Annotated in this window: 30 protein-coding genes and 1 tRNA gene; 23 read left to right on the top strand and 8 right to left on the bottom strand. The window is 65.0% G+C overall.

Annotated features, from left to right (window positions below):
- Nucleotides 1–75: 75 nt before the first annotated feature.
- Both E2481_RS08175 and E2481_RS08180 read left to right on the top strand, forming a co-directional pair.
- Complete coding sequence (locus E2481_RS08175; protein WP_256867888.1) at nt 76–681, top strand: DUF6114 domain-containing protein; 606 nt, start codon at nt 76–78, stop codon at nt 679–681.
- Complete coding sequence (locus E2481_RS08180; RefSeq protein WP_136716645.1) at nt 678–1,109, top strand: DUF6114 domain-containing protein; 432 nt, start codon at nt 678–680, stop codon at nt 1,107–1,109. Before E2481_RS08175 ends, E2481_RS08180 begins: the two co-directional genes overlap by 4 nt.
- Nucleotides 1,110–1,111: 2 nt before the next feature.
- Here E2481_RS08180 and E2481_RS08185 read toward each other — a convergent pair whose 3' ends face one another.
- Nucleotides 1,112–1,861, bottom strand: coding sequence for a DUF5781 family protein (locus E2481_RS08185; protein WP_136716646.1), 750 nt, complete (start codon nt 1,859–1,861; stop codon nt 1,112–1,114).
- A gap of 239 nt (nt 1,862–2,100) precedes the next feature.
- Between E2481_RS08185 and E2481_RS08190 the strand changes: the two genes are divergently transcribed.
- From E2481_RS08190 to E2481_RS08240, 11 genes are all read left to right on the top strand, one after another.
- Complete coding sequence (locus E2481_RS08190; protein WP_136716647.1) at nt 2,101–2,679, top strand: hypothetical protein; 579 nt, start codon at nt 2,101–2,103, stop codon at nt 2,677–2,679.
- Between the two features lie 176 nt (nt 2,680–2,855).
- Nucleotides 2,856–5,042 (top strand): elongation factor EF-2, encoded by a 2,187-nt coding sequence (locus tag E2481_RS08195; RefSeq protein WP_136716648.1) that lies wholly within the window; start codon nt 2,856–2,858, stop codon nt 5,040–5,042.
- A 247-nt stretch (nt 5,043–5,289) separates the two neighbouring features.
- Nucleotides 5,290–5,766, top strand: a complete 477-nt coding sequence (locus tag E2481_RS08200; protein ID WP_136716649.1) for a cupin domain-containing protein — start codon at nt 5,290–5,292, stop codon at nt 5,764–5,766.
- A gap of 40 nt (nt 5,767–5,806) precedes the next feature.
- Nucleotides 5,807–6,034: a hypothetical protein gene (locus E2481_RS08205; protein ID WP_136716650.1), complete on the top strand. Its 228-nt coding sequence runs from the start codon at nt 5,807–5,809 to the stop codon at nt 6,032–6,034.
- A 166-nt stretch (nt 6,035–6,200) separates the two neighbouring features.
- Complete coding sequence (locus E2481_RS08210) at nt 6,201–6,734, top strand: amino acid-binding protein (RefSeq protein WP_136716651.1); 534 nt, start codon at nt 6,201–6,203, stop codon at nt 6,732–6,734.
- Nucleotides 6,731–7,684 carry a homoserine dehydrogenase gene (locus E2481_RS08215; protein ID WP_136716652.1) on the top strand — a complete coding sequence of 318 codons (954 nt, stop codon included), beginning with the start codon at nt 6,731–6,733 and terminating at the stop codon, nt 7,682–7,684. The genes E2481_RS08210 and E2481_RS08215 overlap by 4 nt, the downstream gene beginning before the upstream one ends.
- Before the next feature lie 183 nt (nt 7,685–7,867).
- Nucleotides 7,868–9,136 carry a translation elongation factor EF-1 subunit alpha gene (tuf, locus tag E2481_RS08220; RefSeq protein ID WP_136716653.1) on the top strand — a complete coding sequence of 423 codons (1,269 nt, stop codon included), beginning with the start codon at nt 7,868–7,870 and terminating at the stop codon, nt 9,134–9,136.
- A gap of 3 nt (nt 9,137–9,139) precedes the next feature.
- The gene (gene rpsJ, locus E2481_RS08225; RefSeq protein ID WP_136716654.1) at nt 9,140–9,448 is read left to right on the top strand and encodes a 30S ribosomal protein S10; all 309 of its coding nucleotides are present in this window, start codon (nt 9,140–9,142) and stop codon (nt 9,446–9,448) included.
- A gap of 132 nt (nt 9,449–9,580) precedes the next feature.
- Nucleotides 9,581–9,652, top strand: a tRNA-Ala gene (locus E2481_RS08230).
- A gap of 559 nt (nt 9,653–10,211) precedes the next feature.
- Nucleotides 10,212–11,078 carry a hypothetical protein gene (locus E2481_RS08235; protein ID WP_136716655.1) on the top strand — a complete coding sequence of 289 codons (867 nt, stop codon included), beginning with the start codon at nt 10,212–10,214 and terminating at the stop codon, nt 11,076–11,078.
- A gap of 72 nt (nt 11,079–11,150) precedes the next feature.
- Nucleotides 11,151–12,596: a cytochrome P450 gene (locus E2481_RS08240; RefSeq protein WP_136716656.1), complete on the top strand. Its 1,446-nt coding sequence runs from the start codon at nt 11,151–11,153 to the stop codon at nt 12,594–12,596.
- Between the two features lie 4 nt (nt 12,597–12,600).
- Here the strand turns inward: E2481_RS08240 and E2481_RS08245 are convergent, their stop codons facing one another.
- The 3 genes from E2481_RS08245 to E2481_RS08255 form a co-directional block, all read right to left on the bottom strand.
- Nucleotides 12,601–12,912 (bottom strand): ASCH domain-containing protein, encoded by a 312-nt coding sequence (locus E2481_RS08245; RefSeq protein WP_136716657.1) that lies wholly within the window; start codon nt 12,910–12,912, stop codon nt 12,601–12,603.
- Between the two features lie 349 nt (nt 12,913–13,261).
- Nucleotides 13,262–14,023 carry an ABC transporter permease gene (locus E2481_RS08250; RefSeq protein WP_136716861.1) on the bottom strand — a complete coding sequence of 254 codons (762 nt, stop codon included), beginning with the start codon at nt 14,021–14,023 and terminating at the stop codon, nt 13,262–13,264.
- Between the two features lie 86 nt (nt 14,024–14,109).
- Complete coding sequence (locus tag E2481_RS08255; protein WP_136716658.1) at nt 14,110–15,042, bottom strand: ABC transporter ATP-binding protein; 933 nt, start codon at nt 15,040–15,042, stop codon at nt 14,110–14,112.
- Between the two features lie 374 nt (nt 15,043–15,416).
- Here E2481_RS08255 and E2481_RS08260 point away from each other — a divergent pair, with 374 nt between their 5' ends.
- Genes E2481_RS08260 through E2481_RS08270 form a run of 3 tightly spaced genes read left to right on the top strand, consistent with a single transcriptional unit; the run spans nt 15,417 to nt 17,807 of the window.
- Nucleotides 15,417–16,085, top strand: coding sequence for a hypothetical protein (locus E2481_RS08260; protein ID WP_136716659.1), 669 nt, complete (start codon nt 15,417–15,419; stop codon nt 16,083–16,085).
- Entirely contained in the window at nt 16,075–17,346 is a 1,272-nt protein-coding gene (locus E2481_RS08265) for a hypothetical protein (RefSeq protein ID WP_136716660.1), read from the top strand. Before E2481_RS08260 ends, E2481_RS08265 begins: the two co-directional genes overlap by 11 nt.
- 44 nt (nt 17,347–17,390) lie before the next feature.
- On the top strand, nt 17,391–17,807 hold the full coding sequence (locus E2481_RS08270) for a DUF6114 domain-containing protein (protein WP_136716661.1): 417 nt from the start codon (nt 17,391–17,393) through the stop codon (nt 17,805–17,807).
- Nucleotides 17,808–17,848: 41 nt separating this feature from the next.
- On the opposite strand, the gene E2481_RS08275 is transcribed toward E2481_RS08270, so the two are convergent.
- A complete protein-coding gene (locus tag E2481_RS08275) occupies nt 17,849–18,202 on the bottom strand; it encodes a cell division protein SepF (RefSeq protein ID WP_136716662.1) in 354 nt (117 codons plus the stop codon).
- A 124-nt stretch (nt 18,203–18,326) separates the two neighbouring features.
- Entirely contained in the window at nt 18,327–18,806 is a 480-nt protein-coding gene (locus E2481_RS08280) for an RNA-binding protein (protein WP_136716663.1), read from the bottom strand.
- Between the two features lie 226 nt (nt 18,807–19,032).
- On the opposite strand from E2481_RS08280, the gene E2481_RS08285 reads away from it, so the two are divergent.
- The 4 genes from E2481_RS08285 to E2481_RS08300 all read left to right on the top strand — a co-directional run bounded on the left by E2481_RS08285 (nt 19,033) and on the right by E2481_RS08300 (nt 22,100).
- Complete coding sequence (locus tag E2481_RS08285; protein ID WP_136716664.1) at nt 19,033–19,233, top strand: hypothetical protein; 201 nt, start codon at nt 19,033–19,035, stop codon at nt 19,231–19,233.
- A gap of 69 nt (nt 19,234–19,302) precedes the next feature.
- A complete protein-coding gene (locus tag E2481_RS08290; RefSeq protein WP_136716665.1) occupies nt 19,303–19,599 on the top strand; it encodes a DUF7562 family protein in 297 nt (98 codons plus the stop codon).
- A 50-nt stretch (nt 19,600–19,649) separates the two neighbouring features.
- Nucleotides 19,650–20,951 carry an RNB domain-containing ribonuclease gene (locus tag E2481_RS08295; RefSeq protein ID WP_136716666.1) on the top strand — a complete coding sequence of 434 codons (1,302 nt, stop codon included), beginning with the start codon at nt 19,650–19,652 and terminating at the stop codon, nt 20,949–20,951.
- Between the two features lie 294 nt (nt 20,952–21,245).
- The gene (locus tag E2481_RS08300) at nt 21,246–22,100 is read left to right on the top strand and encodes a methyltransferase domain-containing protein (protein WP_136716667.1); all 855 of its coding nucleotides are present in this window, start codon (nt 21,246–21,248) and stop codon (nt 22,098–22,100) included.
- Between the two features lie 344 nt (nt 22,101–22,444).
- Here E2481_RS08300 and E2481_RS08305 read toward each other — a convergent pair whose 3' ends face one another.
- On the bottom strand, nt 22,445–22,837 hold the full coding sequence (locus E2481_RS08305; RefSeq protein WP_136716862.1) for a DUF5611 family protein: 393 nt from the start codon (nt 22,835–22,837) through the stop codon (nt 22,445–22,447).
- Nucleotides 22,838–22,863: 26 nt separating this feature from the next.
- Nucleotides 22,864–23,787 (bottom strand): DUF7093 family protein, encoded by a 924-nt coding sequence (locus tag E2481_RS08310; RefSeq protein WP_136716668.1) that lies wholly within the window; start codon nt 23,785–23,787, stop codon nt 22,864–22,866.
- A gap of 234 nt (nt 23,788–24,021) precedes the next feature.
- Here E2481_RS08310 and E2481_RS08315 point away from each other — a divergent pair, with 234 nt between their 5' ends.
- The 3 genes from E2481_RS08315 to E2481_RS08325 all read left to right on the top strand — a co-directional run bounded on the left by E2481_RS08315 (nt 24,022) and on the right by E2481_RS08325 (nt 25,938).
- Nucleotides 24,022–24,315 carry a DUF6432 family protein gene (locus tag E2481_RS08315; RefSeq protein ID WP_136716669.1) on the top strand — a complete coding sequence of 98 codons (294 nt, stop codon included), beginning with the start codon at nt 24,022–24,024 and terminating at the stop codon, nt 24,313–24,315.
- A 52-nt stretch (nt 24,316–24,367) separates the two neighbouring features.
- A complete protein-coding gene (gene ygfZ / locus E2481_RS08320) occupies nt 24,368–25,462 on the top strand; it encodes a CAF17-like 4Fe-4S cluster assembly/insertion protein YgfZ (protein WP_136716670.1) in 1,095 nt (364 codons plus the stop codon).
- An 83-nt stretch (nt 25,463–25,545) separates the two neighbouring features.
- Nucleotides 25,546–25,938: a PAS domain S-box protein gene (locus tag E2481_RS08325; protein ID WP_136716671.1), complete on the top strand. Its 393-nt coding sequence runs from the start codon at nt 25,546–25,548 to the stop codon at nt 25,936–25,938.
- Nucleotides 25,939–25,940 lie beyond the last annotated feature (2 nt).

Raw genomic sequence — 25,940 nt, forward strand, 5'->3', positions numbered from 1 at the left:
TGGCGACCGCGTCGGGAGCTCCCTCGTCGTGCTTGTCGAAAGACAAAAGCGGATTGAGGTTCCACGTTCGGAGGAATGGGACCGTTGTCAGGAGGGGGTTCGACGCTGGGGGAGTGGGCAACCGACCCGCGGGGGGAGTTTCGGCGGTGGCGGCAACCCCGGCCGATGCTCGGCAGTTCGCTGCTGGTTCTCGGTGGCCTGTTGATCGGGTACGTTCCGGTCCAGTTCACTTCGGAGCTGATGCTCATCGGCGGGGCCTTCACCATCCTCGGAATGATGTTCGCCGTGCTGGTGATGTTCTGTGGCCTGTCGGCGCTGGCGAAACCCGAACTGTCGTCGATCTTCGGCGTGCTCGGGATCGCGCTCTCGACGCTGTCGCTGTTCGGCGCGCTCGGCGGGTTGTTCGTCGGCATGATGGTGGGCACGATGGGCGGAATCCTCTGTTACGCCTGGGAACCACCGGAGGGCCACGAGTACGAAGAAACCACCCTGGCCGAGGCCTCGGGGTTCATCTGGCAGGAGACCGGCGGGTTCATCTGGCAGAGTTCCCAGGGGTTCATCTGGCAGACCGACGACGAGACCGACACCGACGCGGCGACCACTGACACCGACGCCGATGCCGATTCGACGGGGTCGGCGGACGACGACGAGTTGTCCCTCGAAGACAAGTACAAGCTATGAGCGGCGGTCGCGACGGGGTCGAGGCGGTCCGCCTGTGGTGGCAGGGATTCAGCCGGTGGCGCCGTCGCAGGCCGTTCTGGGGCGGGACGTTGCTCGTCCTCTCGGCGCTTTTCACGGGCTACCTGCCGGCCGCGTACGACCGGTTCCTCTTCTTTCCGACCGGGTCGTTCACGACGACCGCCGTCCTGTTTGCCGTGTTGCTCTTGCTCTGTGGAGTCACGGTGCTTACCTTCCCCGCGGCGTCCGGTCTCGTCGGCTTCCTTGGAATGCTGCTCTCGACGCTGGCGCTATTGGGCGCGCTCGGTGGGTTCCTCGTCGGGACGGTGCTCGGTGGCCTCGGCGGCGTCCTCAGTTTCGCCTGGACACCACCTGACGAGACTCGGCGGTTCAGTTGGGAGGACGACGCGGCCGATTCGGGCCCGGAGTGAGGTCAGTCCGCGGCCTGGCCGGTGTCGATGGCGTACTCGCGAGTCACGTCGACGAGCGTCTTGCGGTACTCGCTCTCGCCGGGGTCGCGCGCGAGCGAGCGGAAGTAGTGTTTGAAGGTGTCGAGGCTGATCGCCGGGGCGTCCGCCGCGGCCGCGTGCGCCAGGTCGTAGAGCCGGTGCTCCCGCCCGATGAGGTCGTGGCGCTCGACCAGCGCCAGCGCGAAGGCGGCGTTGACCGCGGTGATCTCGGGATCGGCCGCGGACGTCCAGCGGGTCCCGCCAGTGCGGTCGACGGGCTGGTCGGCGAGCGCGGCCGCCAACCCCGATTCGAGGAAGGAAATAAGTTTGTCCGCGGGCGCGACCGAGAGCGTGATGTCGTCCGCGTAGATGTCTTTCATGTGGTTTGCGATCTGGTAACAGTGGGCCAGTTTGCGCCGCTCGACGCTCCGGCCCGAGAGCGCGAGGTAGAGGACTTCCTCGGTCGACTGGGTGTGTGAGGGGTGGCCCTGTTCGTTGCGGTGCATGTGCGCGTACTCGTGGAGGGCGAGTTCGCGGGCCATCGCGCTCGTGGCGGCCTGCCGCGAGATGAAGAGGTTGTGGTGGTCGTCCTCGTGGTTGGTCCAGGTGCGCTCGTCGGGATCCTCGCGGACGTGAACCTCGACGGGGCGATCCAGGTCGTATTCGGTCTCGAACAGGTCCCGGGCACTACGAAACGGCTCGGTCGGGCCGACTGACTGCACGCGTACGTCCATGTATACCTATGCCAGGGGCTGGAAGGGAATTACTTTGACGCCCCACCACCTTTTTCCTCGTCGGGTTCGCCTTCGGCGAACCGCTCCTCGCAAAAACGTGGGCGAAAAAGGCTGAACGCTCGGCTTCGCCTCGCGTTCAGTGAACCGCGCTCGCTTCGCTCGCGCGGATGCTGTGTGAATTTTTGATGGTCAGTACAGACAAGATACTTACCACAGTCTTCAGCATGTTCCTGTGACAGATGAAACAGGTGGCGACGTGGATTGCTTGGTTCCGTACAACGTGGCCGGCACAGGCCCTTGGGAATGCCGTGATAGCAATTTCGGTGGCGGTTGCCGTCTTTCAGTTCGTCACGCTTGTAGGCTCCTCTATTCTTGGGCGGATTTCGGTTTGGGCAGTCGGTGTGGTGTTCTGGCCGTACTTTTTGATTCTCTCGAATACTACAGGTGACGGTGGTATCTTGCGAGCGGGGATAGGGGTGTTTTTGATGTTTGGTGGAGCCATTGGAGTACTGCTATCCGGGCTTCCAGCGCTGTTTCTTGGACGGTGGGGACAGATCGGAATCGCTCTGCCACTACTAGCCTTGGCAACGGTTGGCTCGGTGTATTTGTTGTCAGTACTTCCTAACAGGCCGTCACTCACGCTTGCCATCGGCCTGAGTTGTGGTATTGTCAGCGCCGGTTTTCTCAATACACTCCTCTCACCAGCCTGGCCATTGCTACTCGCTGTTATCGGAGTCTGGTATGCAATAGCTGTGACACCCGTTGGAAGTGGGTCGGTATTCTACGTACCGAAGAACAGTCAAGACCACTCAGGATGAGATACGACTGAAGCATTTGTGACTGGACTGGTAGATAAACACACCCAAATCGACATTAAAAACGAACAGAATGTTGGCTTACAAAGTTCGCGAATGAAGTGAGCGCACCTGAGCGGAAAAAAGGTGCGCGCCAAACCACTTCACTTTTGACCCTGCTTCCGATATGACGCAGTATAATGGGCCGACGTAAAAAGATCGTACAGGAGTGTGAGCGGCTGATGGACGAGCCGGAGAACATCCGGAACATCGCCATCGCCGCCCACGTCGACCACGGGAAGACGACGCTGACAGACAACCTGCTCGCCGGGGCAGGCATGATTTCCGACGAGACTGCCGGTGAGCAGCTCGCGATGGACACCGAGGAGGACGAGCAGGAACGTGGGATCACCATCGACGCGGCGAACGTTTCGATGACCCACGAGTACGAGGACACCAACCACCTCATCAACCTCATCGACACGCCGGGCCACGTCGACTTCGGGGGCGACGTGACCCGCGCGATGCGCGCCGTCGACGGCGCGCTCGTGGTCGTCGACGCCGTCGAGGGTGCCATGCCCCAGACCGAAACGGTCCTGCGGCAGGCGCTCCGCGAGGGTGTCAAGCCCGCACTGTTCATCAACAAGGTCGACCGTCTCATCTCCGAGCTCGAGGAAGGGCCCCAGGAGATGCAGGAGCGACTCACCGCGGTCATCCGCGACGTGAACGACCTCATCCGCGGGATGACCGAGGAGATGGACGACATCGACGACTGGACCGTCTCCGTCGAGGACGGCACGGTCGGCTTCGGGTCCGCGCTCTACAAGTGGGGCGTCTCCATGCCCTCGATGCAGCGGACCGGCATGGACTTCGGGGACATCATCGACCTCGAACAGGCCGACAAGCGCCAGGAACTCCACAACCGGACGCCCCTGGCCGACGTCGTGCTGGACATGGTCTGTGAGCACTTCCCGAACCCCATCGACGCCCAGCCGATGCGCATCCCGCGCGTCTGGCGTGGCGACGCCGACTCGGAACTCGCCGACACGATGCGTCTCGTCGACGAGGACGGCGAAGTCGTCCTGATGGTCACCGACATCGGTGTCGACCCCCACGCCGGCGAGATTGCTGCCGGTCGTGTGTTCTCGGGTACCATCGAGAAAGGCCAGGAACTCTACGTCTCGGGCACTGCGGGCAAGAACCGCATCCAGAGCGTCGGGATCTACATGGGTGGCGAGCGCGAGGAAGTCGACCGCGTTCCCGCCGGGAACATCGCTGCCGTCACGGGCCTCAAGGACGCCATCGCGGGTTCCACGGTTTCGTCCGTGGAGATGACGCCCTTCGAGTCCATCGAGCACATCTCCGAGCCGGTCATCACGAAATCCGTCGAGGCACAGAACATGGACGACCTGCCCAAGCTCATCGAGACGCTCCAGCAGGTCTCCAAGGAGGACCCGACGATCCAGATCGAGATCAACGAGGACACCGGCGAACACCTCATCTCCGGGCAGGGTGAGCTTCACCTCGAAGTCATCACCCAGCGCATCGAGCGCAACCAGGGCATCCCGGTCAACACCGGTGAGCCGATCGTCGTCTTCCGCGAGGCGCCTCAGCAGGAGTCCCGCGAAGTCGAAGGCATCTCGCCGAACCGCCACAACCGCTTCTACATCTCCATCGAGCCGCTCGATCAGGAAGTCATCGACACCATCAAGATGGGCGAGGCGTCGATGGACATGCCGGAACTCGAACGCCGTGAAGCCCTGATGGAGGCCGGTCTCGACAAGGACGCCGCCCAGGAAGTCGAGACGATGCACGGGACCAACATCCTCATCGACGACACGAAGGGGATCCAGCACCTCAACGAGACGATGGAACTCGTCGTCGAAGGCCTCGAGGAAGCGCTGGACGACGGCCCGCTCGCCGCCGAACCAGTCGAAGGTTCGCTCATCCGTCTCCACGACGCGCGCCTCCACGAGGACGCCATCCACCGCGGTCCGGCACAGGTCATCCCCGCCGTTCGGGAGGCCGTCCACAACGCCTTGGTCGACGCGAAGATCAAGCTCCTGGAGCCGATCCAGGAAGTCCGCATCGACGTGCCCAACGACCACATGGGTGCCGCCTCCGGCGAGATCCAGGGTCGCCGTGGCCGCGTCGACGACATGTACCAGGAAGGCGACCTGATGGTCGTCGAGGGCGTCGCGCCCGTCGACGAGATGATCGGGTTCTCCTCGGACATCCGCTCCGCGACCGAGGGTCGTGCCTCCTGGAACACCGAGAACGCAGGCTTCCAGGTCATGGCCGACAACCTTCAGCCGGAGACGATCACCGAGATCCGCGAGCGCAAGGGCATGAAGACCGAACTGCCCGAAGCGATCAACTACTTCTAAGTACCTTTTTACTTCGTCGGGTTCGCGCTTCGCGCGAACCACTCTCTGCTCACGGGCCGAAGGCCCGTTCGCATGGTCAGCGGGACCTTCGGTCCCGCCCGACTCGCAAAAATCTACGCTAAAAACTACCTTCACGCTCGGCTCTGCGAGCCTCGCGTGAAGTGACTGATCTAGTGTCGACCGCACCACACAGCCCAGCGACCGCCACCGCAAAACGTTCATTTGACTGCCAGTTGATTCTCGGAGCATGTCCAAAACCAACGAAGCGGACCTCGACTGGAAGGACTACGACGAGGGTGAGAACGCCTTCCGTCGGAAGGAACTCGCGAACGCGACCGACGCCGAGAAACTGGGCTGTAGTCTCTACGAACTCGACCCCGGCAAACGGTCCTGGCCGTATCACTACCACACCGCCAACGAAGAGGGGCTGTACGTCCTGTCCGGATCGAGAATGGTTCGGTTGGACGGGGAGGAACGACCGCTGGAAGTCGGCGACTACGTGGCGATGCCGGCCGACGAGTCCGGGGGGCATCAGGTCGTCAACGACGGCGACGAGACGCTCCGGTATCTGGCGATGTCGACCATGGAGGAACCGGACGTGACGATCTACCCCGAAATAGAGAAGTTCGGCGTCTACGCCGGGTCGCCGCCGGGCGGCCGAGACGAACGGACCTTCGAGGGGTACTTCCCCATCGACGCGGACGTCGAGTACTGGGACGACTGAGGTCGGGATTTTTACCCTCGTGTGGGGCGTACTCTCGGGTATGTCGTTCCTCTCACAGCTCCTGGACGTAATACTCGGCGGACTCCTCGCAGGGCTGACGACCTTTGCGCTCAGCGCCGTCGTCGCCGACCAGCAACTCGCGGTGACCGTCGGCGTCATCCTCGCCAGTATGTTCTACTTCTCGCGGAACCCCTGGGGAACGAACAGGGAGCAGGCGGTCGAGATCAACGAGCGCATCGACGCACTGTACGACCGGATACTCCCCTAGGGAGTCGCGACGGTGGCCGGTGATATTCAACGAAGTAAAAAGTTATACCGGGCGGTGCGCGAGATGCAGGCATGACCGAAGACCGAGCCGTCCCTGGCGTATCGACCACGTGGCGACCCCCGTCAGCCCGGCGGGCTGGCATCGACAGCGGGGAGGTGCGTCCGTCATGAGCGAGGGGCGCGACGAGGTCCACGCCTACACGATTCGGCTGGAACTGGTCGACGAGCCGGGCGAACTGCTGCGGGCGCTCCACCCAATCGCCGACAACGGGGGCAACCTCCTCTCGATCTTCCACGAGCGGGGGAACCTGACGCCGCGGGGCCACATTCCCGTCGAGGTCGACCTGGAAGCGACGCCCGAGCGGTTCGACACCATCGTCGAGGCCCTCCGAGACGCCGGCGTCAACGTCATCCAGGCCGGCGCGGAGCGCTACAGCGAGGAAGTGACGGTCCTGCTCGTGGGGGACCTGGTCCAGACCGACCTCTCGAACACGCTCTCGCGGATTCAGGAGGGGACCGACGCCTCCGTGACCGACGTGTCGCTGTCGGCCCCCGAGGGAACCGAGAACGGATCGAGCGCTCGCCTCCGGTTGGCCATCCAGAGCGGGGAAGCCGACGCCGTGCTCGACTCCGTTCGCGAGGTCGCAGCCGAAAAGGACCTGCGTGCCATCGAACCGCTCGCTGCGGGAGGTGAGGCATGAGAGTCGCCGTCCTCGGTGCCGGCGACGTGGGCCGCTCGGTCGCGGAACTCGCGGGCGAGTACGGCCACACCGTCACCGCGCTCGCGGACTCGTCGAGTGCCGTCGCCGACCCGGACGGGATCGACGTGGCGGCCGCACTCGACCGGAAGCACGAGGAGGGACAGGTCGGGACCGCCGCGCCCGACGCCGCACTCGACGGGGCGTACGACGTGCTCGTCGAGGCGACGCCAACCACGCTAGAGGACGCCCAGCCGGGCTTTGGCCACGTCCGGACGGCGCTCGAACGGGACCGCCACGCAGTGTTGGCGAACAAGGGGCCGGTCGCTGAGCGCTACGATGAACTCCGAGAACTGGAAGCGGCCAGTGAGGGGTCCGTCCGGTTCGAGGCGACCGTCGCGGGCGCGATTCCGGTCCTCTCGACGGTCGAGGACTACGGGCCGGGCCACATCAACGCGGCCCGAGGCATCCTCAACGGGACGGCCAACTTCATCCTCACGCGGATGGCCGCCGAGGGACTGGGCTACGAGCACGTCCTCGCGGAGGCCCAGGACATGGGCGTCGCCGAGGCCGACCCGACCTTCGACGTCGAGGGCATCGACGCGGCGCTGAAGTGTGTCATCCTCGCGAACGTCCTCGCAGAAGGCGAGCGGACGTACCACCTCGACGACGCCGAGGTCGAGGGCATCACCGACGTGCCGGGCAGCGCGCTGGACCTCGCACACGAGGACGGGCGGACGATTCGACTCGTCGGCGAGATCACCGGCGATGCGGTCCGGGTCGGTCCGCGGCTCGTCCCCGAGCAGGGCGACCTGGCGGTCGGCGGGACGACGAACATCGTCCAGCTCGAGACGGAAAACGCCGGACGGCTGAACCTGAGCGGCCGCGGTGCGGGCGGTCCCGAGACCGCGACGGCCGTCCTCTCGGACGTGGGACGACTGCCCGACCTGTAGCGTTCACGCCCCGCTCTTCGACGCTCGTTTGCGGTCCGCTCTTGGACCACTCGCCCCGAATCCATGTGACGGTGTGCCAAAACGCCAGACGGCGACGGGACGGTGCCGACGGCCTATCGAAATCGTTTTAACTGCCTCAACCAAAAGACTCCGATATAGCGCCTCTGCGCGTGAGATAAACCAATGAGCGATACACGTCACCAGAACTTGGCCATCATCGGCCACGTTGACCACGGAAAGAGTACGCTGGTCGGGCGACTCCTCTACGAGACGGGGAGCGTACCCGAGCACGTCATCGAACAGCACAAGGAAGAAGCAGAAGAGAAGGGCAAGGGCGGCTTCGAGTTCGCCTACGTGATGGACAACCTCGCCGAGGAGCGAGAGCGTGGTGTCACCATCGACATCGCCCACCAGGAGTTCAGCACGGACACCTACGACTTCACCATCGTCGACTGTCCCGGTCACCGCGACTTCGTGAAGAACATGATCACGGGCGCGAGCCAGGCCGACAACGCCGTGCTCGTGGTCGCCGCCGACGACGGCGTCCAGCCGCAGACCCGCGAGCACGTCTTCCTGGCGCGCACGCTGGGTATCGACGAGCTCATCATCGGCGTCAACAAGATGGACCTCGTCGACTACGCCGAGGGAGACTACAAGGAGACCGTCGAAGAGGTCAAACAGCTCCTCAAGCAGGTCCAGTTCCCGACGGACGACGCGAGTTTCATCCCGATCTCGGCGTTCGAGGGCGACAACGTCGCCGACCGCTCGGACAACATGGACTGGTACGACGACGAGATCCTCCTGGAGGCACTCAACGACCTGCCGGAGCCGTCGCCGCCGACGGACGCCGACCTGCGCCTGCCGATTCAGGACGTCTACACGATTTCCGGTATCGGGACCGTCCCGGTCGGACGTGTCGAGACCGGTATCCTGAACACGGGCGACAACGTCTCGTTCCAGCCCTCGGACATCGCTGGCGAGGTCAAGACCATCGAGATGCACCACGAAGAGGTGCCCAAGGCAGAGCCCGGTGACAACGTCGGGTTCAACGTCCGTGGCGTCGGCAAGGACGACATCCGCCGCGGTGACGTCTGTGGTCCCGCCGACGACCCGCCGAGCGTCGCCGAGACGTTCCAGGCCCAGATCGTCGTGATGCAGCACCCCTCGGTCATCACCGCGGGCTACACGCCGGTCTTCCACGCACACACCGCACAGGTCGCCTGTACGGTCGAGTCCATCGACAAGAAGATCGACCCATCGACCGGCGAGACGGCAGAGGAGAACCCGGACTTCATCCAGTCCGGCGACGCTGCGGTCGTCACCGTGCGCCCGCAGAAGCCACTCAGCATCGAGCCGTCCTCGGAGATCGAGGAACTCGGTTCCTTCGCCATCCGCGACATGGGCCAGACCATCGCCGCCGGGAAGGTCCTGAGCGTCGAGGAGCCTAACTAACGCATGCAGCAGGCTCGCGTCAGGCTCGCAGGCACGAGTCCCGAGGACCTAGACGACATCTGCGGCGACGTCCGCGAGATCGCGGACAAGACAGGCGTCAAACTGAGCGGCCCGGTGCCGCTCCCGACGAAGACGCTGGAAGTTCCCGCCCGGAAGTCCCCCGACGGTGAGGGGACCGCCACGTGGGAACACTGGGAGATGCGCGTTCACAAGCGGCTCATCGACATCGACGCCGACGAACGGGCGCTGCGCCAGCTGATGCGCATCCAGGTGCCCAACGACGTCTCCATCGAGATCGTCCTCGAGGACTGATCACCGTCGGACGGCCGACGGGTTACAAGTGGGTCCAGCGGCGGACCCACGGTCTCACGCGCGGGGCTATCGCGCGCGCTTTCGAGGACCGAACGGAAAGTATAACGGCGTCGATACACAACCGAGTCGTGCGGGCTCGTAGATCAGCGGTAGATCGCTTCCTTCGCAAGGAAGAGGCCCGGGGTTCAAATCCCCGCGAGTCCACTCCCTCGTTTCACTCGGTCGTTCCCTCGCGAGGTCCCACTCGCTGCACTCGCGGGACCCCCGCGAGTCCATCACATTTTGCGACGAACAATCCGACGAGCACCGCGTAGCGTGTGCTCGATAGTGTAAGTCGCACCGTCAGTATGTTCGAGCGGGGTTCGAATCCCCGCGTCCTCGCGAGTTTGCGAGCGAGGGCTCGGAAGACGAGCGGAGCGAGTCTTCCGGCGAGTCCACTCCACCTTTTTATTTCGTCGGGTTGCGCGCCGCCGGCGCGCAACCTCTCATCGTAAAAACGTGGGCGAAAAAGTGCCGAGTGCTCGCTTTGCTGGCACTCGGTGAACCGCGCTCGCAGCACGGCGATCTGATCTGTTCCCCGCGTCCTCACTCGTCGATCGGCCTAGTTGCTCACTCACGGACACGGCGAGGAAACTCGGGCGCTGCGACCCGGAACCACCCACGGCCAGGGTGACGGACTTCCTACCACGCCGATGCGCCGGTTTCTCATCGGCTGGGAATCCGCTCCCAACCCAAGTATCGTCGGGGGGTAGGTTCGGGTACAATGGGAGCGACGCTTCTGTCTCAGGTCGGGTTCGTGTCGTCCGGAGGACTCCCCCGAGGGGTCGGGCCACTGGCAACGAGCGGGGCCTCGGAGTCGGCGGCGACGCTGGCGCTGGTGCGGGGCCTCGGGTTCGGTGCGGTGTTGGCCGCGACGGCCGTGTTGCTAGTCTACCTCTTCCAGTACCGGAATCAGGTGCTGGCCAAACCGTACCAGGAGCGCTGGCGATATCTCGCAGTCGGCGTCGGTGCGGCGGCGGTCTACGCGGTGTCGGGGCTCGTCGAGACGGTCGGGACGAACGCGGACCTCGTGGCCGGCGCGCGCACGTTCCGGTTGGGAGCCACGCTGTTTTTCTTCCTGTTCGCCGCTGTCGGCGTCCGGGCGATGTATCGGACGGCGACCGGCGGCCACGGACTGGTAACGAAGCGTGAACTCCCGAACTGGGTGTTGCCGAGCGTGCTCGCGGGGTTCGTCGTCACCTGGTGGGCCGCGTACCTGTTCGGCCCCTCGGTCGTGGTCGGAGCCGTCGAAACGGTCGGGCTCGCCGGGGCGGTGGCGTACACGCTCGCTTACGCGGTCGCGACCGTTCGCGCCCAGGAAGGGACCAGTATCGCCGCAGTCACGAGACAGTTCACGCCGGCGCTCGTCGCGTTCGCAGTCGTCGTCGTGGCCGAACAGGCCAGTTTCTACGGCCTCGGAAGCGATGTCGTGGCGACCAGTCTCGTCATGGTCGGGCGCGTCCTCGCGGCCGCGTTCCTCTTCGCGACTGCGGTGGCCATCCGCCAGCAGGGCGGCGAGGTGAGTCGGCTGTACGACCCGACGACCTGGCGGGGCAACGACGGAGCCAACTACGACAGCGCGACCGACTGAGCAGTTCCGAGGAGCGACGGCCAGTTGGCCGCGCCCCGAGGCTTATTTTCCTCGCAGTACAACTGGGAACCTATGGTTTCGGATTCCGGGCAGCGGACCGGAGACGGTGACGGGACGGCGACGGTTGATGTCGGCGGCGGAGAGAGCAGTGAGCGGGAGCGGAGACGGAACGTCGAAGAGCTGCCGCTGCCGCCGTATCCGCCGAACCTCGGACCGCCGCAGTTGCACTTCCTGCGCCAGATGCGCGACCCCTTCGGGTTCATCGAACGCGCCGCCGAACGGCAGGACGTGATCCGAGTCCGGATGCCCAGCCAGGGCGATATCTACGGGCTCGGCCACCCGGATCACGTGAAACGGGTGCTGCTGACCGAGCGCGAGAAGTTCCGCAAGAGCGAGGACTTCCGCATTGCCTTCGGCGAGGGACTCCTCACGGTCGAGGGCGACGAATGGCAACAACAACGCGACGTCCTCCAGCCGCTGTTCACTCGCGAGAGCGTGATGGGCTACGCCGACGGGATGGTCGACCAGATCCGGCGTCGCACACAGCGATGGCAGGACGGTGAGCAGCTCGTGCTCCAGCAGGCGTTCAGGGACATGGCGCTGGACGTGCTGTTCGCGACGGTCCTCGGTCGCGAACTCGAACTCGACGGCGACGAGCGGATTCGGGAGGCTGCGGAATCGCTGAACGAGTGGTTCCGGCCGACCTCGTACGTCCTGCCCCAGTGGTTGCCCACGCCGGCCCGCTGGCGATTCAAACGAGGGAAAAAACGGATTCGAGCGGAAGCGGATCGGTTGCTCGCGGAGCGAAGCGGGGACACGCCGACGGACCCCACGGAGGCCGACGACCTCCTCTCGCTGCTGGTCGGGCTTCGGGAGGCTGGCGTGACCGACAGTGCGATGCTCTCGGACGAACGGCTCCGCGACCAGATGGTGACGATCATCTTCGCCGGCCACGACACCTCCGCGACGACGCTGACGTTCGCGTTCTGGGCGCTGGCCAACAACCCTGACGTGCGCGAGCGGTTTCACGCGGAGGTCGATGCGCTCGACGGCCCGCCGACGGTCGACGACGTGGCGGCCCTCGACGTGACCGAGCGGGTCGTGACCGAGACGCTCCGGCTGTTCCCGCCCGTCTACATGCTCCCGCGGGAGACGACCACCGACGTCGCGTTCGACGGCTACCGGATCCCCGAAGACGAAGTCGTCAACCTCGCGATTCGAGAGATCCAGCGCGACGAACGGTTCTTCGACGACCCGGAGACGTTCCGCCCCTCGCGCTGGGACGGCGACCTCCGGGGCGAACTCCCGGATTTCGCTTACGCACCCTTTGGCGGTGGCCCACGGATCTGTATCGGACGCGAGTTCGCGCTGCTAGAGGCACAGCTCGTCCTGGCCACGATCGGCCGGGAGTACGATCTTTACTGGCTCGGGGAAAACGAGGACGGCGAACCGCCCGTCGACCCTCAGATCACGACGCGAATGCCCGAGGGCGAGGAGTTCCTCGTCACCGAACGCTGAGATCTCACTGCGGCTCGAACCGGTGGCGAATGATCTCGCTGTCGTCGTCCCACTCGAAGTTGTCGTGGGCGCGTTCGAGGATCTGCTTGTAGTGGTCCAGGTCCCTGGCCCCCTCCGCTCGTGCGTCGTCGTCGGTCATGTCGCCGAGCGTCCGCTCGCTCACGTCGACGACCTCGAAGGTCGTCCCCTCGATAGTGAAGGTATCGCCGACGTCCGCGTACTGCTGTCCGCGGTGTATCTGGGTCACGTCGCCGTCGAGTGCCTGCTCGCGCATGCGCCCGCTCGGGAGCAGCGTGTCCGGATCGATCTCACTCATGCCGACAACTCGGGCCCACGCGTCCAAAACAGTTGCCCGTGGCAGACGAGGAAGCAGTAACTGCCCGGCGTCGTCGAAAGAGAGAGGTGGTGTGGTAACCGGCCCGAGTGAAGAGCCAGATAGTGTCACGAGACGTCAGTGTGGGTGGGGGAATGTGGGGTGGTTCCGTTGCCGCCCCGTGACAGTAGGGAGTTCCTACCAGGGGTACAAAGCCCTCACGACTCGATGTGGGTGTGAGATAGATTCCCAAAGAGCGTGCGACGGAAGCGGGGTCGGGTTCCGACAGTCGATGCCCGGCACCGTACTCATGGGTCCGTCCTGCGCGTGCGTATCACAATGCGATCGGGAGTCAGTCGACCAGTCCGTACCCTCGCTTGAACAGCGCGATGTCGACGAGGACGACAGCTAGGGTCAGTCCCGAGAGAACGACCAGCGAGGCGTTGGGGTCGACGTCGGAGTACCCGAGGAAGCCATAGCGGACGCCGTTGACCATGTACACCATCGGATTGAGCAGCGACAGGGTCCGGTACAGCGGCGGCAGGATGTCCAGCGAGTAGAAGACGCCGCCGAAGAACGTCAGCGGCCGGACGATGAACTGGTTCATCACGGTCAGGTAATCGAAGTCACGCGCCCAGAGGCCGCCGATGACGCCGAAGCCGGCGAACAGCAGGCAGATGACGAGCATGAACGCCACCAGATACACCGGTTGGGCGACGCTGACCGAGGTGAATCCGAGGCCCACGATACCGATGATGATGCCGACCAGCACGCCCCGGAGTGCCGACGAGAGGATGTAAGCTAGCACCATCGACGTATAGGGCAGCGGCGAGGTCAGTATCTCGTGGATGTACTCGTTCCAGCGGCCGTGGAAGATCGAGAAGGAGGCGTTCTCGAAGGAGTTCGAGATCGCACCCAGCACGATGAGGCCGGGCAGGATGAAGACGATGTAGGAGAAGCCGGCGATCTGGTCGATACGGCCGCCGAGGATGACGCCGAACACCGAAAAATAGAGGACGTTCGTGATGGCCGGCGGCAGGAACGTGTTGCGCGGCCGGCGGACGAACCGCAGGACTTCACGTCGGAACAGCGTCCGGAACCCCGTGGGGAACAGACGGTCGAGGAATCCGCGGTCGGCGTCGCTGTCGGGTCCGTGGGCGTTCGCACCGTTCCCCGGAAGGGAGTCGCCAGTGTCCCGGCTCACACTTCGATGGCACTCTCCTTGCGGGTCATGTCGACGAACACCTCTTCGAGCGAGGCGCGCTTGATGTCGAGGTCGCTCACCTCGTAGCCCTGCGACTCCAGCTCGCGTAACACGTCGGGAATGATGGCCGTCCCGCGGGCGGCGGTGACGACGAGTCGGCCGTCCGTGAGTTCGCTGTCCCGTACGTCCGGAATGTCGAGGGACGGCGCGCTCGTCGGCGGGTTCCGGAACCCGATGGTGACCCGGTCGGTGCCGCGGTTCATCAGTTCGTCGGGGCTGGCGACCTCGACTTTGCGGCCCTCGTCCATGATGGCGACCCGGTCACAGAGCCGTTCGGCCTCCTCGATGTAGTGGGTCGTCAGCAGGATGGTCGTCCCGTCGTCGTTCAGATCGGTGATGAGGTCCCAGAGGTCCCGCCGGAGTTCGACGTCGACGCCCGCCGTCGGTTCGTCCAGGATGAGCAGGTCCGGGTTCGAGACGAGCGCGCGTGCGAGCACGAACCGGCGTTTCATCCCGCCCGAGAGCCAGTCGAAGCGGGTGTCGCGTTTCTCGTAGATCCCGACAGTCTTGAGCGCCTCCTCGGCGCGCCGGCTGGCTTCGTCGTGAGGGATGCCGTGATAGCCCGCCTTATGTTCGAGGACTTCCTTGATGGGGAAGAATCGGTCGACGTTGAACTCCTGGGGGGCCAGGCCGATGGCGTCGCGGGCCTGCTGGTACTCGCGTTCGACGTCGTGGCCGAACACGGACACGTCACCGCCGGTGCTGTGGACCAGGCCGACGAGGACGTTGATGAACGTCGTCTTGCCGGCACCGTTCGGCCCGAGCAGGCCGAAGAACTCGCCGGATTCGACGGTCAGGTCGAGCCCGTCCAGGGCTCGAACGTCGTCGTAATCCTTCACGAGATCGCGGGCCCGGATAGCGGGCGACATGTCCAACCGCAGTGGCCGCGAGCGGTTAAGCCGTACGAACTCCATACCGATTGACCCAGTTGGTTTCGGGCTGCTGATGCAACTAATTCAAGAACTTCCCGCATTCGAACTTTCCTTCGCGGTCGGAACATTGATATGAGTTGGTATCAATGACAGGACCAAGAGACCGAACGCGAGTCGGCTCCGACCGGTCTGTGGGTGACCGTGACCGAGCTGACTACCGGGGGGACGGACGACAGATCGTCGCGGCGACCTGTATCGAAGAACGGTAGCCGGGTATCTACCAGTGGACGCCACCACTGTGCCCGGCGGGTCGGCGCCGGCGACCGGTCGACGGTCGGTGGGACTCGCGCCAGGTCCATGAGGACCGAAGCATGTACGACAACAAACGATTAGCCAGCGGCGTTGGCGTGTTACTCACGCTGTGGGCGCTCGTTGGGCTACTGGTGATGAGTTCCGGGGTGGGGCTCGCTGTCTCGGCACCGTTGTCTCCGTCCGGAGGATTCGTCGTCGAGGCGAATTACCTGGGTGCGGAGGAATCGGTATCGACGGCGTCGACGACTGAGACGACGGGTGTGCCCGCGGCGAAGTTCGAGGTCACGAAGAGTTACGCCGAGTACCTGAAGCTGATGAAGACGCTGGACGTGAGCACCGTACCCGGCCTCAACGGGCAGATCAGGTTACTGATACAGAGCGATACGGCCACGCTACAGGGCGTGACGTTCAGGACGAACGACCTCACGGCGAGTACGGCGCGCTGGCGCGGGTTCGTCCTCGACGAGCGAAACGAGGAGTCGCGGTTCGACCAGTTCTACTCCTACGCGGGCCCGAACCCCGAGGAGGCGCCCAACACGGACGACGAGATGGAGGTGGGCGGAAGTACGCCGGGTGCGGTGAAAAAGAGCGAGGAGCCCGGCTTCCAGTTGTACAACACGCGAATCGAGATGTCGAGTCTGACTGCCGATCAGGTCACGCTGTCGAACCTCGACCTGCGCGTGCAGTACGACCCCGACGGCGACGGAACCTACGAGTATGGCACGTAACGACGACACGACTCCGACCGGGCACGACGGAACGGACACGGACGAGCGCGCTGGGCGGCCAGTCCGCAGCCGATTCAGCGAGTGGATCGCGACGCGACCGGCAGCGGGGGCGGCCCTGCTCGCGCTCGGCAGTTCGGTGCTCGCCTGGCAGGCGGTGAGCCTGCTGGCGAGCGTTCCCGGGGGTACCGTCACGCTGGCAGGGGTTGCTGGCGTGGCAGCGCCCGTATTCGCTGTCGTCGTCGCGCTGTTCGCGCTCGGCCGTCCGGACTACTCGACCGTCGCCGGACTGGTCGGGGGGAGTATCGTCCTCCTGGACGTCGTCGGGATGATGTACGCACCGACGCCGATCGAGTATCCGCAACTGGTCGTGTCCGCGTTGCTCGTCGCGGGCATCGGTGGCGTGCTCTGTGTCGGCTGGCGAGCCGGTGGCCCGACCGTCGAGTTCGGTCGGATCGATGATGTGTTCAGCCACGGTCGGTCGCTGCTGGTCGTCGGGCTGGTGGTCCTGCTGGCGTTAAACGGTGCCCCGGCCGTGACGGCCCAGGAGAAGGTGCCCCAACAGCAGGGCGCACTCGGCGGGCTGGTCCTCGATCAGGGGACGCTCGCCGCGGGCTTTTACAGCTATCAGGCCAGCTGCCCGAAACCCAAGGACCCGCTGATCACGCTGGGCGAGGACGAGCCGTGTCTGGACGCCACCGTCGATTCGAGCGAGCGGGCGTCGGGCTCCATCGACCGGGTCGCACGCCAGCAACTCGACAGCGCGCTGGGAAAGAAGGTGCTCATCGACGACTTCCTCATCTTCAAGAACTTCTACAATCCCGATCAGGACAAGTTCGAGCACGTCGAACTCTCGGCGACGCAGGCCATCGCCGAGACCGACGACGGCGAGGACCCCCGAGCGGTGTCGGTGTACATCTCCGAGTACCGCGCCGAGAACAACGAAGCCCGGCTGAACCTCGTCGACATCCCGCTCATCGAGGACCCCGGGATCAAAGTCGACAACGTCAATTACTGGACCTGCACCCCGCAGAACGAGTCCGGGCAAGGCAGCATCAACGACATCCGGTTCGGGATCGACTCGGACCCGACGCTGACCGGGGGTAAGGACGCGACGCTACTCGCGCACCAACTGGGCAGCACCCAGACGACGCTGACGAACTTCAAACTGAAGGTCAGGCCGGGCAAGCGCGACCGGCCCGTCGCCGACGCCGATCCCACTGACCCGCCGTCGAACTGTCTGGAGGGGACGATTACGGATTGATGAAGGTGCCTTCGCTTGCGGCCACCGAGCGTGGAGATGGAACCGTGACTGATGCCGACACCCCCGGAACGACAGGGAGTTCGACGGAGGAGACGATCACCTTCGCGGAGTGGCGAGCGGCGCGGCCGTTCTACGGCGGACTGGCGCTCATCGTCGGCGGGCTCGTCATCGCCTGGCCCTCGGTACAGTTCCTGCTGCAGGCGAGCATGCTCCAGCACCAGTCAGTCGTCAGCCTGGGGGTAATCGTCGGCGCGCTGATCGTCTTCCTGGGCGTCGCCGCGTTGCTGCGACCCGAACACTCGACGGTGATCGGTCTGGCCGGACTGATCCTGGCGACGGCCTCGTTCGTCGTCGCGTTCGGCGGCCTGCTCGTCGGGATGTTCGTCGCCAGCGCCGGCGGAATCCTCTGTTTCGCCTGGCGACCGTCCGGGGAGTCGCTGCCGCTGGCAGGTACTGAGTAACCAAAAAGTGGCTTCGCGAGTCACCGGGTCGGCGGGCGCCGTTACCGGCCGAGTTTCTCGCGGCTGACCTTGACACCGCGGGGCGTGATGATGATCTGGTCTTCGTCTTTCTGGACGATGTCGCCGCCGACACCGCGGGCGACCTGCTGGAGTTCGTCGGTGATCTGCTCCATCGTGCGGTCCTGCGTCGTGTGACGCGTGATGTCCGCGATGACGATGTCACCGGCGTAGACGGTGTCTTTGATGTCGATGATGTCCTGTTTCTCGTTGATCCGAGCGATGTGTACCTGGGTATCCGCTTCCGGTTCCGGCGCGTTGACCCCATCGAGGTCCACGTAGTCGTCCGTTCGCCGTGACGCTCCGGCGTCCCCGATGAGTTTGTTCATGAAGCCCATACCCATCGGACGGTCCGGGAAAAGTATAGGTTTTTCGTCAGACATATATAACTGTGCATACACGAAGGGGGAGCGAACCGCGTGAGTGTCGGTCGGGTGGAGACTGGGCTGCCGGTCGGGAGTTCTAGACGGAGAACTCGTACAGTTCGTCGCCGACGTGGTGGATGGAGTCGACGACCTTGCCCTCCTCGCCGGCCATGTCGTCGCCGCTGGTACGAGCGCGTCCGATGGCCAGTACCTTCCCGTGGTTCTCCTCGGCGATGGCGACCAGGTCACCCTCGGCGATGTCGTCGGTCGCCTCGGTGATGCCGGGGCGCATCACGTCCGCCCCGTCGCTGACGAAGGAGATGGCCCCGGCGTCGACGGTGACGATGCGGCGTTCGGGCGGGTAGTCGTTCGCCCCGCGAACCGTCAGGAATGGTGCTCCATTGATATAGACGACCGCCGGTTCGTCGTCGACCAGGACGATATCGAACTCGGAACCGTCGAGTTCGACTTTCTCGTAGGTGTCGGCGTCCATATCGACGCCGAGTTGCTCAGCGAGCGCCGTCTCCAGCTCGGACACGGCGTCCGCCCGAAGATGGTGTCGGGACTTGACCTGCATACCCGACCATGCGCCCGCTCGCCGCATAAATCGACCGCTCCGCGTCGCGTGATCGACCCCGATATCATGCATGATACCATGTACCAAATCCTTTTGTTTTGAACTCTCGGAGATGAAACTGGATGACACCCAGGTCGTCGCGAACGGTCGAGGTACGAGTCGAGTCGTCGGTTAGCGGTAGGGCGGGCCGTCGGCCGGGTGTCCGCACAATCAAGGTGAGTCAGGAATGAGTGTCGTAGATCGGTCAGCGCAGGACGTGGAGGTTCCGTTCGACCAGCTACCGTCGTTCGAGTTGGAGTGCATGTACGACGACTGGGACGACCCGTCGGAGGTAACGATCTTTTCGACGGACGAAGCGGACAGCCTGTATACGGCCTGGCTTACCGTCGACCGCGACCACGCCGTCTCGCTTTCGGACGTGTGCTGAGTCGCGCCGCAGGGGCAGTTCACTGGCGACTCGAAAAGGGCTAAGTAGTCGCCACGCGAACGCCTGGGTATGTGGGGTTCCCGGCGAACCCGGGACGGTTCGCAGGTCACCTGTATCGCCTGTGGGAGTTCCATCGCCCGCAGTGACGCCCGCGAGTACGACAAACACGGCGACCGCTGGGAGCGCGAGGACAAGGAGTTCGAGTTCCTCTGTAAGGGGTGTCATCGGGGCCTCTGTCATCAGCCCCGCCAGGGACTGGAGTCGTTACTCATCGAGAGCAGCGCCGGCGAACGCGACCGGGACGCCTTTCTCGCCAAGTATCACGAACTCGTCTCCGACCGACGTGACTCGCCGCCCGAATCCTGACCGGCAGTCCGGTCGACAGGCCTAATTGTGGGGTGACCGTACCCGCTGGCATGAGCGACCAGGCCGAAGCCGGGACTGCGGAGGGCCAGGGCCCCGTCGAGATCGACGAGGAGATGGCCCGCCACCTCGCCAACAAGCGCGAGGAACTGTTCGAGAAGCTCGACATCCGCGACGAGTTCCCACAGGCTGTACTCGACGAAGCTGCCGAACGGACCGAAAACGTCCAGGAAGAGATCGAAGGCGAAATCGACGACCGGACGGACCTCCGGGGGATGACCACCTGGACGACCGACCCGGTCGACGCCCAGGACTTCGACGACGCCATCTCCATCGACGTCCGCGACGACGAGATCGTCCTCTGGGTCCACATCGCCGACGTGACCCACTACGTCCACCCCGACAGCGAGATGTGGGCCGAGGCGCTCGACCGCGCCAACACCGTCTACCTGCCCGGCTACACCATCCACATGCTGCCGCCGACCCTCGCGGAAACCGTCTGCTCGCTGGTCCCACACGAGGACCGACTCGCCCACACCGTCGAGATGCACCTCGACCCGGAGACGCTCTCCTACGAGACCATCGAGATCTACAAGTCGGTCGTCCGCAGCGACGCCCGGCTGACCTACTCGCAGGCCGAGCGACTGCTCGACGACCCCGACAGCGCCGACGACCTGCTGGAGGACGCCGACGTCGATCTCGCAAGGAAGTGCGAGCAGGTCTGGGAACTGGCCGACCGCCTCCACGAACAGCGCAAGGAAGACGGGTCGCTCGTCCTCAACCCCGCCCGGGACCGCGCACACACCATCATCGAGGAGTGCATGCTCAAGGCCAACAAGGCCGTCACGCACGAGCTCCAGTGGTCCCGCGGCCTCGAAGCGATGTACCGGGTCCACCCACAGCCCACGCCCGACCAGTGGAACGAGGCCCTCCAGGAGATCCAGGACTTGGACGGCGTCTCCGTCTCGGCGACCGCCGACGACCCGCGCATCGCCGTCAACGAGACGCTGGAGGACGCCCCGGACCGGCAGCTCCACCAGATCCAGCGCGCCGTGATGAAGGTAATGCCCCGGGCGAAGTACATGTCCGATCCCTTCGGCGGCCACCACGCGCTGAACTTCGAGATCTACGGCCACTTCACCAGCCCCATCCGCCGACTCTCCGATCTGGTCAACCACTGGATCGTCTACACCGACGACGTGCCCGCCGAGCTCGCGGACCTCTGTGACCACGCCTCCGAGAAACAGAAGGACGCCGAACAGTGCGAACGCGAGTACAAGACCTTCCTCAACGAAGTCGGTCTGGACCCCTCCGCGGTGAACAACCGCGGGATCGAGGTCGTCGACGACGAGTGACCGGCGAGGACGACGGTCCGAACCGCGATCTCGTCGACGGAGAGTCCGAGTAGGACTCGATCGCTCGATAGACGGAGTCTATCGGTGTCGTCGACGAGGCCTAGCCGAGTCGACTGCTCGCGAGACCAGTCTCGCGATGTCGTCGACGACGATTGACCGGCGGCGTCCAGGAGTCCACCGACGAGTAGGGGGACCGCAGTCCGTCACACGCGTTCCGCCGTTTTCCCCGCTGAGGAGTTTTTTACTCCCGTCCGGAAGTTGTTTACATTGCCAGTACGTGTTGTAGATAACAGTATGGGGGTTCAAGGGATGGACACGGAGGCGATTACGGAGTACTACACCGAGAGTCACATCGATTACCAGCTCGTCTGGCAACTGCCGGTCAGCCACGGGCTCCACGCCGGCTATCACGACGAGGACCACTCGACCCACGGCGCGGCCGTCGAGAACATGAACCGCGTGCTGGCGGACGCGGTCGACATCGGGGCCGACGACCGCGTCCTCGACTGCGGCTGTGGCGTCGGCGGGAGTTCGGTCTGGCTCGGCGACCACCGCGGCGCGACCGTCGAGGGCATCGACCTCGTTCCGATGCAGTTGGAGAAAGCCCGGGACCTCGCGGCCGAGCGCGGCGTCGCCGACCGCGTCTCCTTCTCCCGACAGGACTTCACGAACACCGCGTTCCCCGACGATTCCTTCGACGTGATCTGGGGTATCGAGGCCATCTGTCACGCCGAGGACAAAGGGGAGTTCATCGCGGAGGCCGCGCGACTGCTCGACGACGGAGGTCGGCTCGTCTGCTCGGACGGGTTCCGCGCCGTCGAGGCGATGACGCCGTACGAACGGGAGTCGATGGACCACTGGCTCGACGGGTGGGCGGTGCCGAACCTCGCGACCGCCGAGGCCTTCCGCGAGGGGCTCACCGAGCACGGCTTCGAGAACGTCCGGTTCGAGGACGCGACCGAGAACGTCATGCCCTCCTCGAAGCGGCTCTACTGGGTCAGCCGGCTGGCCGCGCCCATCGAGAAGGTGATGCTGAAGACGGGACTGCGAACCGAGACCCAGGCGAAAAACCGCAAAGCGGCGCGGTATCAGTACGAGACGCTGTCGGCCGGACTCTGGACGTACGGGGTCGTCGCCGCGGAGCGCTGACTCGGGAGACGAACGGTCGTCGCCGTCGTTTTTGCCAGTCGCTCTCGCCCGGTCGATACTTTCAGAAACGCATGTGAACGGCACGAAAGCCGGATACTGTACTGGCGGTCGTCTCCCGAGACGACCGGCAGTGTACCGCCCCCGGCAGGGCGGAACCAAACCATCCGTGATCACCACCCTACCCACGGAGTCGGTGGCCACGGGGAACACGAGGCGAGCTCGTCGGCCGGATACTTCCGTTCGCCTCCAGCCAAGGCGTATGGTAACTTATGGCACCCAGCTATTTAGGCGTGCTGCGTTGCTGTCCAGCGCTCGACAGGTGAAAACTCAGTTCGGCGACGGTGTTAGACGTTGTCGGGCTTGTCCGCGTCGTCCTCGACGGCGCGTTTCATGGAGTCACGGCGACTCTTCGCGTCGCGCCCGGTGCAGTCGAGTAGGAAGTCGTTTTTCGCGTCGACGGCGTCGGCGGCGGCGTCGGCCTCGCCCGCGGCGATGACCTCTTCGGCCGGTCGCTCCTCGAAGTCGACGGCGAGTTTGTCCTTCTTGCCGCTGTATTCGACGGTCCCCGCCGTGATTCGCTCGAAGACCGGGTTCTCCGGGTCCTCGACGACGTACAGGTCGCTTCCCTTGTACTCCTCGGTGCCGGAGATCGGTCCGAACTCGTCTTCGATCTTGGCCTTCATATCTGGTACGCGCTCTTCTAGGTGCTCGCCCCGACGCATCTTGTACTCCCGCATGAACGGACGTATACACAGGAGCCGTTTTACTCTTTTCGCGTCTCGTCTTCCGCGTGGTGTTCGAGCGACCCACGGTGACACTCCGGACAGAAGTCGCCCGCACGGAGCGAGGACTCCTCGACAGGGGTCCTGAAGCCGCATTCGGGACACTCGAACTCCCCGTCGGGAACCGTAACCGTCGCGGCGCCCGCCGGTTCGACCTCGGCCCCGTCGATCTGTTCGGTCAGACTCCCCGACGGGTCCCAGTCCTCGCCCCGCGAGTCGTCCTCCTCGGGCCACTCGACCTCGGGCGCGGTCTTGGTCGGCTCGTCGTGGCCGTACTCGTCGGGCCACTCGTCGGCGACCGGCTCCGTCTCCCCGCCGTCCGCGTCCCCGGGTTCCTCGACCGTCTCGTCGACCGTCTCCGCGGACGACTCCTCGCCCGCACCCTGTAGATCGGGCTCCTCGTCGTCGGGCCACTCACCGGGCTCCCTGTCGGGTTCCTCGTCGTCGTCGAGGATGACCGCGCCGTCGTCGTCCGTCTCGACCGACTGGTCCGTCTCGTCGGCCGCGGTCGTGACCGGCTCCGTCGACTGGTCGGTCACCGGGTCGGGCTCGTCGTCGGAACCGTCAGCCCCGTCGGATTCGGCCTCGCCGATCAGTTCGGCGTCGTCCTCGGCCGCGTCGATGTCCGGCGTCGCCGAACTCGCTGCCGGCTCGGTCACCGTCTCCTCGGCCGGCTCGTCGGCCACGCTGTCGGCCGCTGCCGAATCGGCCGCCGTGTCGTCCTCGTCGGAACTCTCCAGCGAAGTGACCTCTTTGTTCTCCGAGACCACGCGCTCGGTGCCACAGCGCTCACAGATCTCGACTTCCTTGATCGTCGTCAGGACTTCGCTACCCTGTTCTTCGCGCTCCTCTTCGACTTTCGAGTCACTGAAACTGTGCCCGAGTAGCGAACACTTGATACCCATTGACACGATATTGCCGCCGTGCGGGATATAAGCGTACTGCTTGTTGAACTAACAGCTGTCGGATCCGACGACGTCCCGCGAGCGGGACCCGGCCCCGATACGTTCGAGAACGGCGATCGATGAGGGCGCAGTCGGTCCGCCACCGGCCCGGTGACCCGGTGGCCGGGTCCTGTGGGGTGTTCCGGTCGGTTTCCGAGGGACAACTGTAAGACCCACCCGGCCGAACGAGGGCGTATGAGGGCAAAGCGGGAGTACCGTGACCGCAGCGAGACGCAGGTCGCGGTACTCGACGCTCTCGCCGGCCGACGGGACGAGGGCATGACCGTCTTCGAGTTGCGCTCCCGCGTCGACGCCGACATCGACGAACTGGAGGACGCGCTGGCGGACCTGAAAGCCGACGGCCTCATCGAGGCCACCGACGAGGACGAACGGACCGTCATCGTCCCTGAGGACCACGCGATCGGACAGTACGACCCCGAGGAGGAGGAGTCGCTGCTCGACCGCCTTCGCTCGTGGCTCGGTCGATAGGCGGCGACCCCGAACCGGAGCTTTAACCCTGTCGACAGTCCTCTCACCAGTGATGACTGTCCTCCAGGACGTCCACGAGGACCACGGGGCGACGTTCACCGAGCGTGGCGACCGCCGCGTCGTCGACAGCTACGGCCGCCCGGACCGAACCCACCGCGCGGTCCGGAACGTCGTCGGCGTCTGCGAGTTCGGCTACGGCGTGCTCGTCGTCACCGGCGACGACCGCGTCGAGTTCGTCGACAACGCCGTCTCCAACCGCGTTCCCGCGGCCGACGGCCAGGGCTGTTACGCGCTCTTGCTCGACCCGCAGGGGAAGATAACGACGGACATGTACGTCTACAACGCCGGCGAGCGGTTGCTCGTTTTCCTGCCGCCCTCCCGGACCGAGGCCGTCGCCGAGGACTGGGGCGACAAGACGTTCATCCAGGACGTCGAGATCCGCGTCGCCACCGACGACTTCGCCGTCTTCGGCGTCCACGGCCCGAAAGCGACCGAGAAGATCGCGAGCGTCCTCAACAACGCCGCCTCGCCGGAAGCGCCCCTCTCCTTCGTCCGCGGCTCGATGCGGGACATCGGCGTCACCGTCGTCCGGGCCGACGGCCTCGCCGGCGAGGAGGGGTTCGAGGTGATCTGTGCCGCCGAGTCCGCCGAGCACGTCTTCGACACGCTCGTCAACCGCGGCATGAACGCCGCGCCCTTCGGCTACCGGGTCTGGAACTCCCTCACGCTGGAGGCCGGAACGCCCCTGTTCGAGTCCGAACTGGAGGGGCGGATCCCCAACGTCGCCGGCATCCGCAACGCCCTGGACTTCGAGAAAGGGTGTTACGTCGGCCAGGAAGTCGTCTCCCGCGTCGAGAACCGCGGCCGACCGAGCAAACGCCTCGTCGGGCTCACGGCCGAGGCCGTGCCCGACGCCGGCGCTGCGGTCTTCGCCGGCGACAGCGCCGTCGGCGAGGTGACACGCGGGATCGAGAGCCCCGACCGCGAGGAACCCATCGCGCTGGCCTTCGTGGAGTTCGAGGCCGACAGCGAGGACCTCACCGTCCGCGTCGACGGTCAGGACGTCGCCGCCGAACTCGTCGAACTCCCCTTCGTCGAGGGATCGGACCGGTCGGCGCGACTCCCCGCCTACGAGTCCGCCGAGTGAGTCGCGGTTCGGACGTATCCGTGGAACGTTCTGGGCTGTAGCGGAGGAAAAAGTCTATAATCGCGGTTCGGAGAGTTCTCCCAATGGATTCCACTCCCTCGGACGTCGGACGGACGGTCGAGAGCTTCCAGACGGTCGTCGACGTCGCGGGCGTCCCGATCTACACGCTCGACAGCGACGGCCAGTTCACGTACGTGAACACCGCGCTGACGACGGCGGCCGGCTACGACCGGTCGTCGCTCGTCGGTGAACACGTCTCAGTGCTCCTCTGTGAGGACGACGTCGAGCGCTGTCGCCGGGCGATTCGCGAGTTGCTCGAAACGGGGCGGAAGACCTGTGAGATCGCCGTCAGCGCTCGAAGCGCGTCCGACCGGCGACTGACCGCCGATCTGTCCATCTCGCTGTTGCCACTCGACAGCGGCTTTCGGGGCACCGTCGGCGTCGTTCGTGACCTCTCGCCGGAGGGCTCCGAGTAGGA

Source organism: Halorientalis salina, from assembly GCF_005049285.1.
GTDB classification, from domain to species: Archaea; Halobacteriota; Halobacteria; order Halobacteriales; family Haloarculaceae; genus Halorientalis; species Halorientalis salina.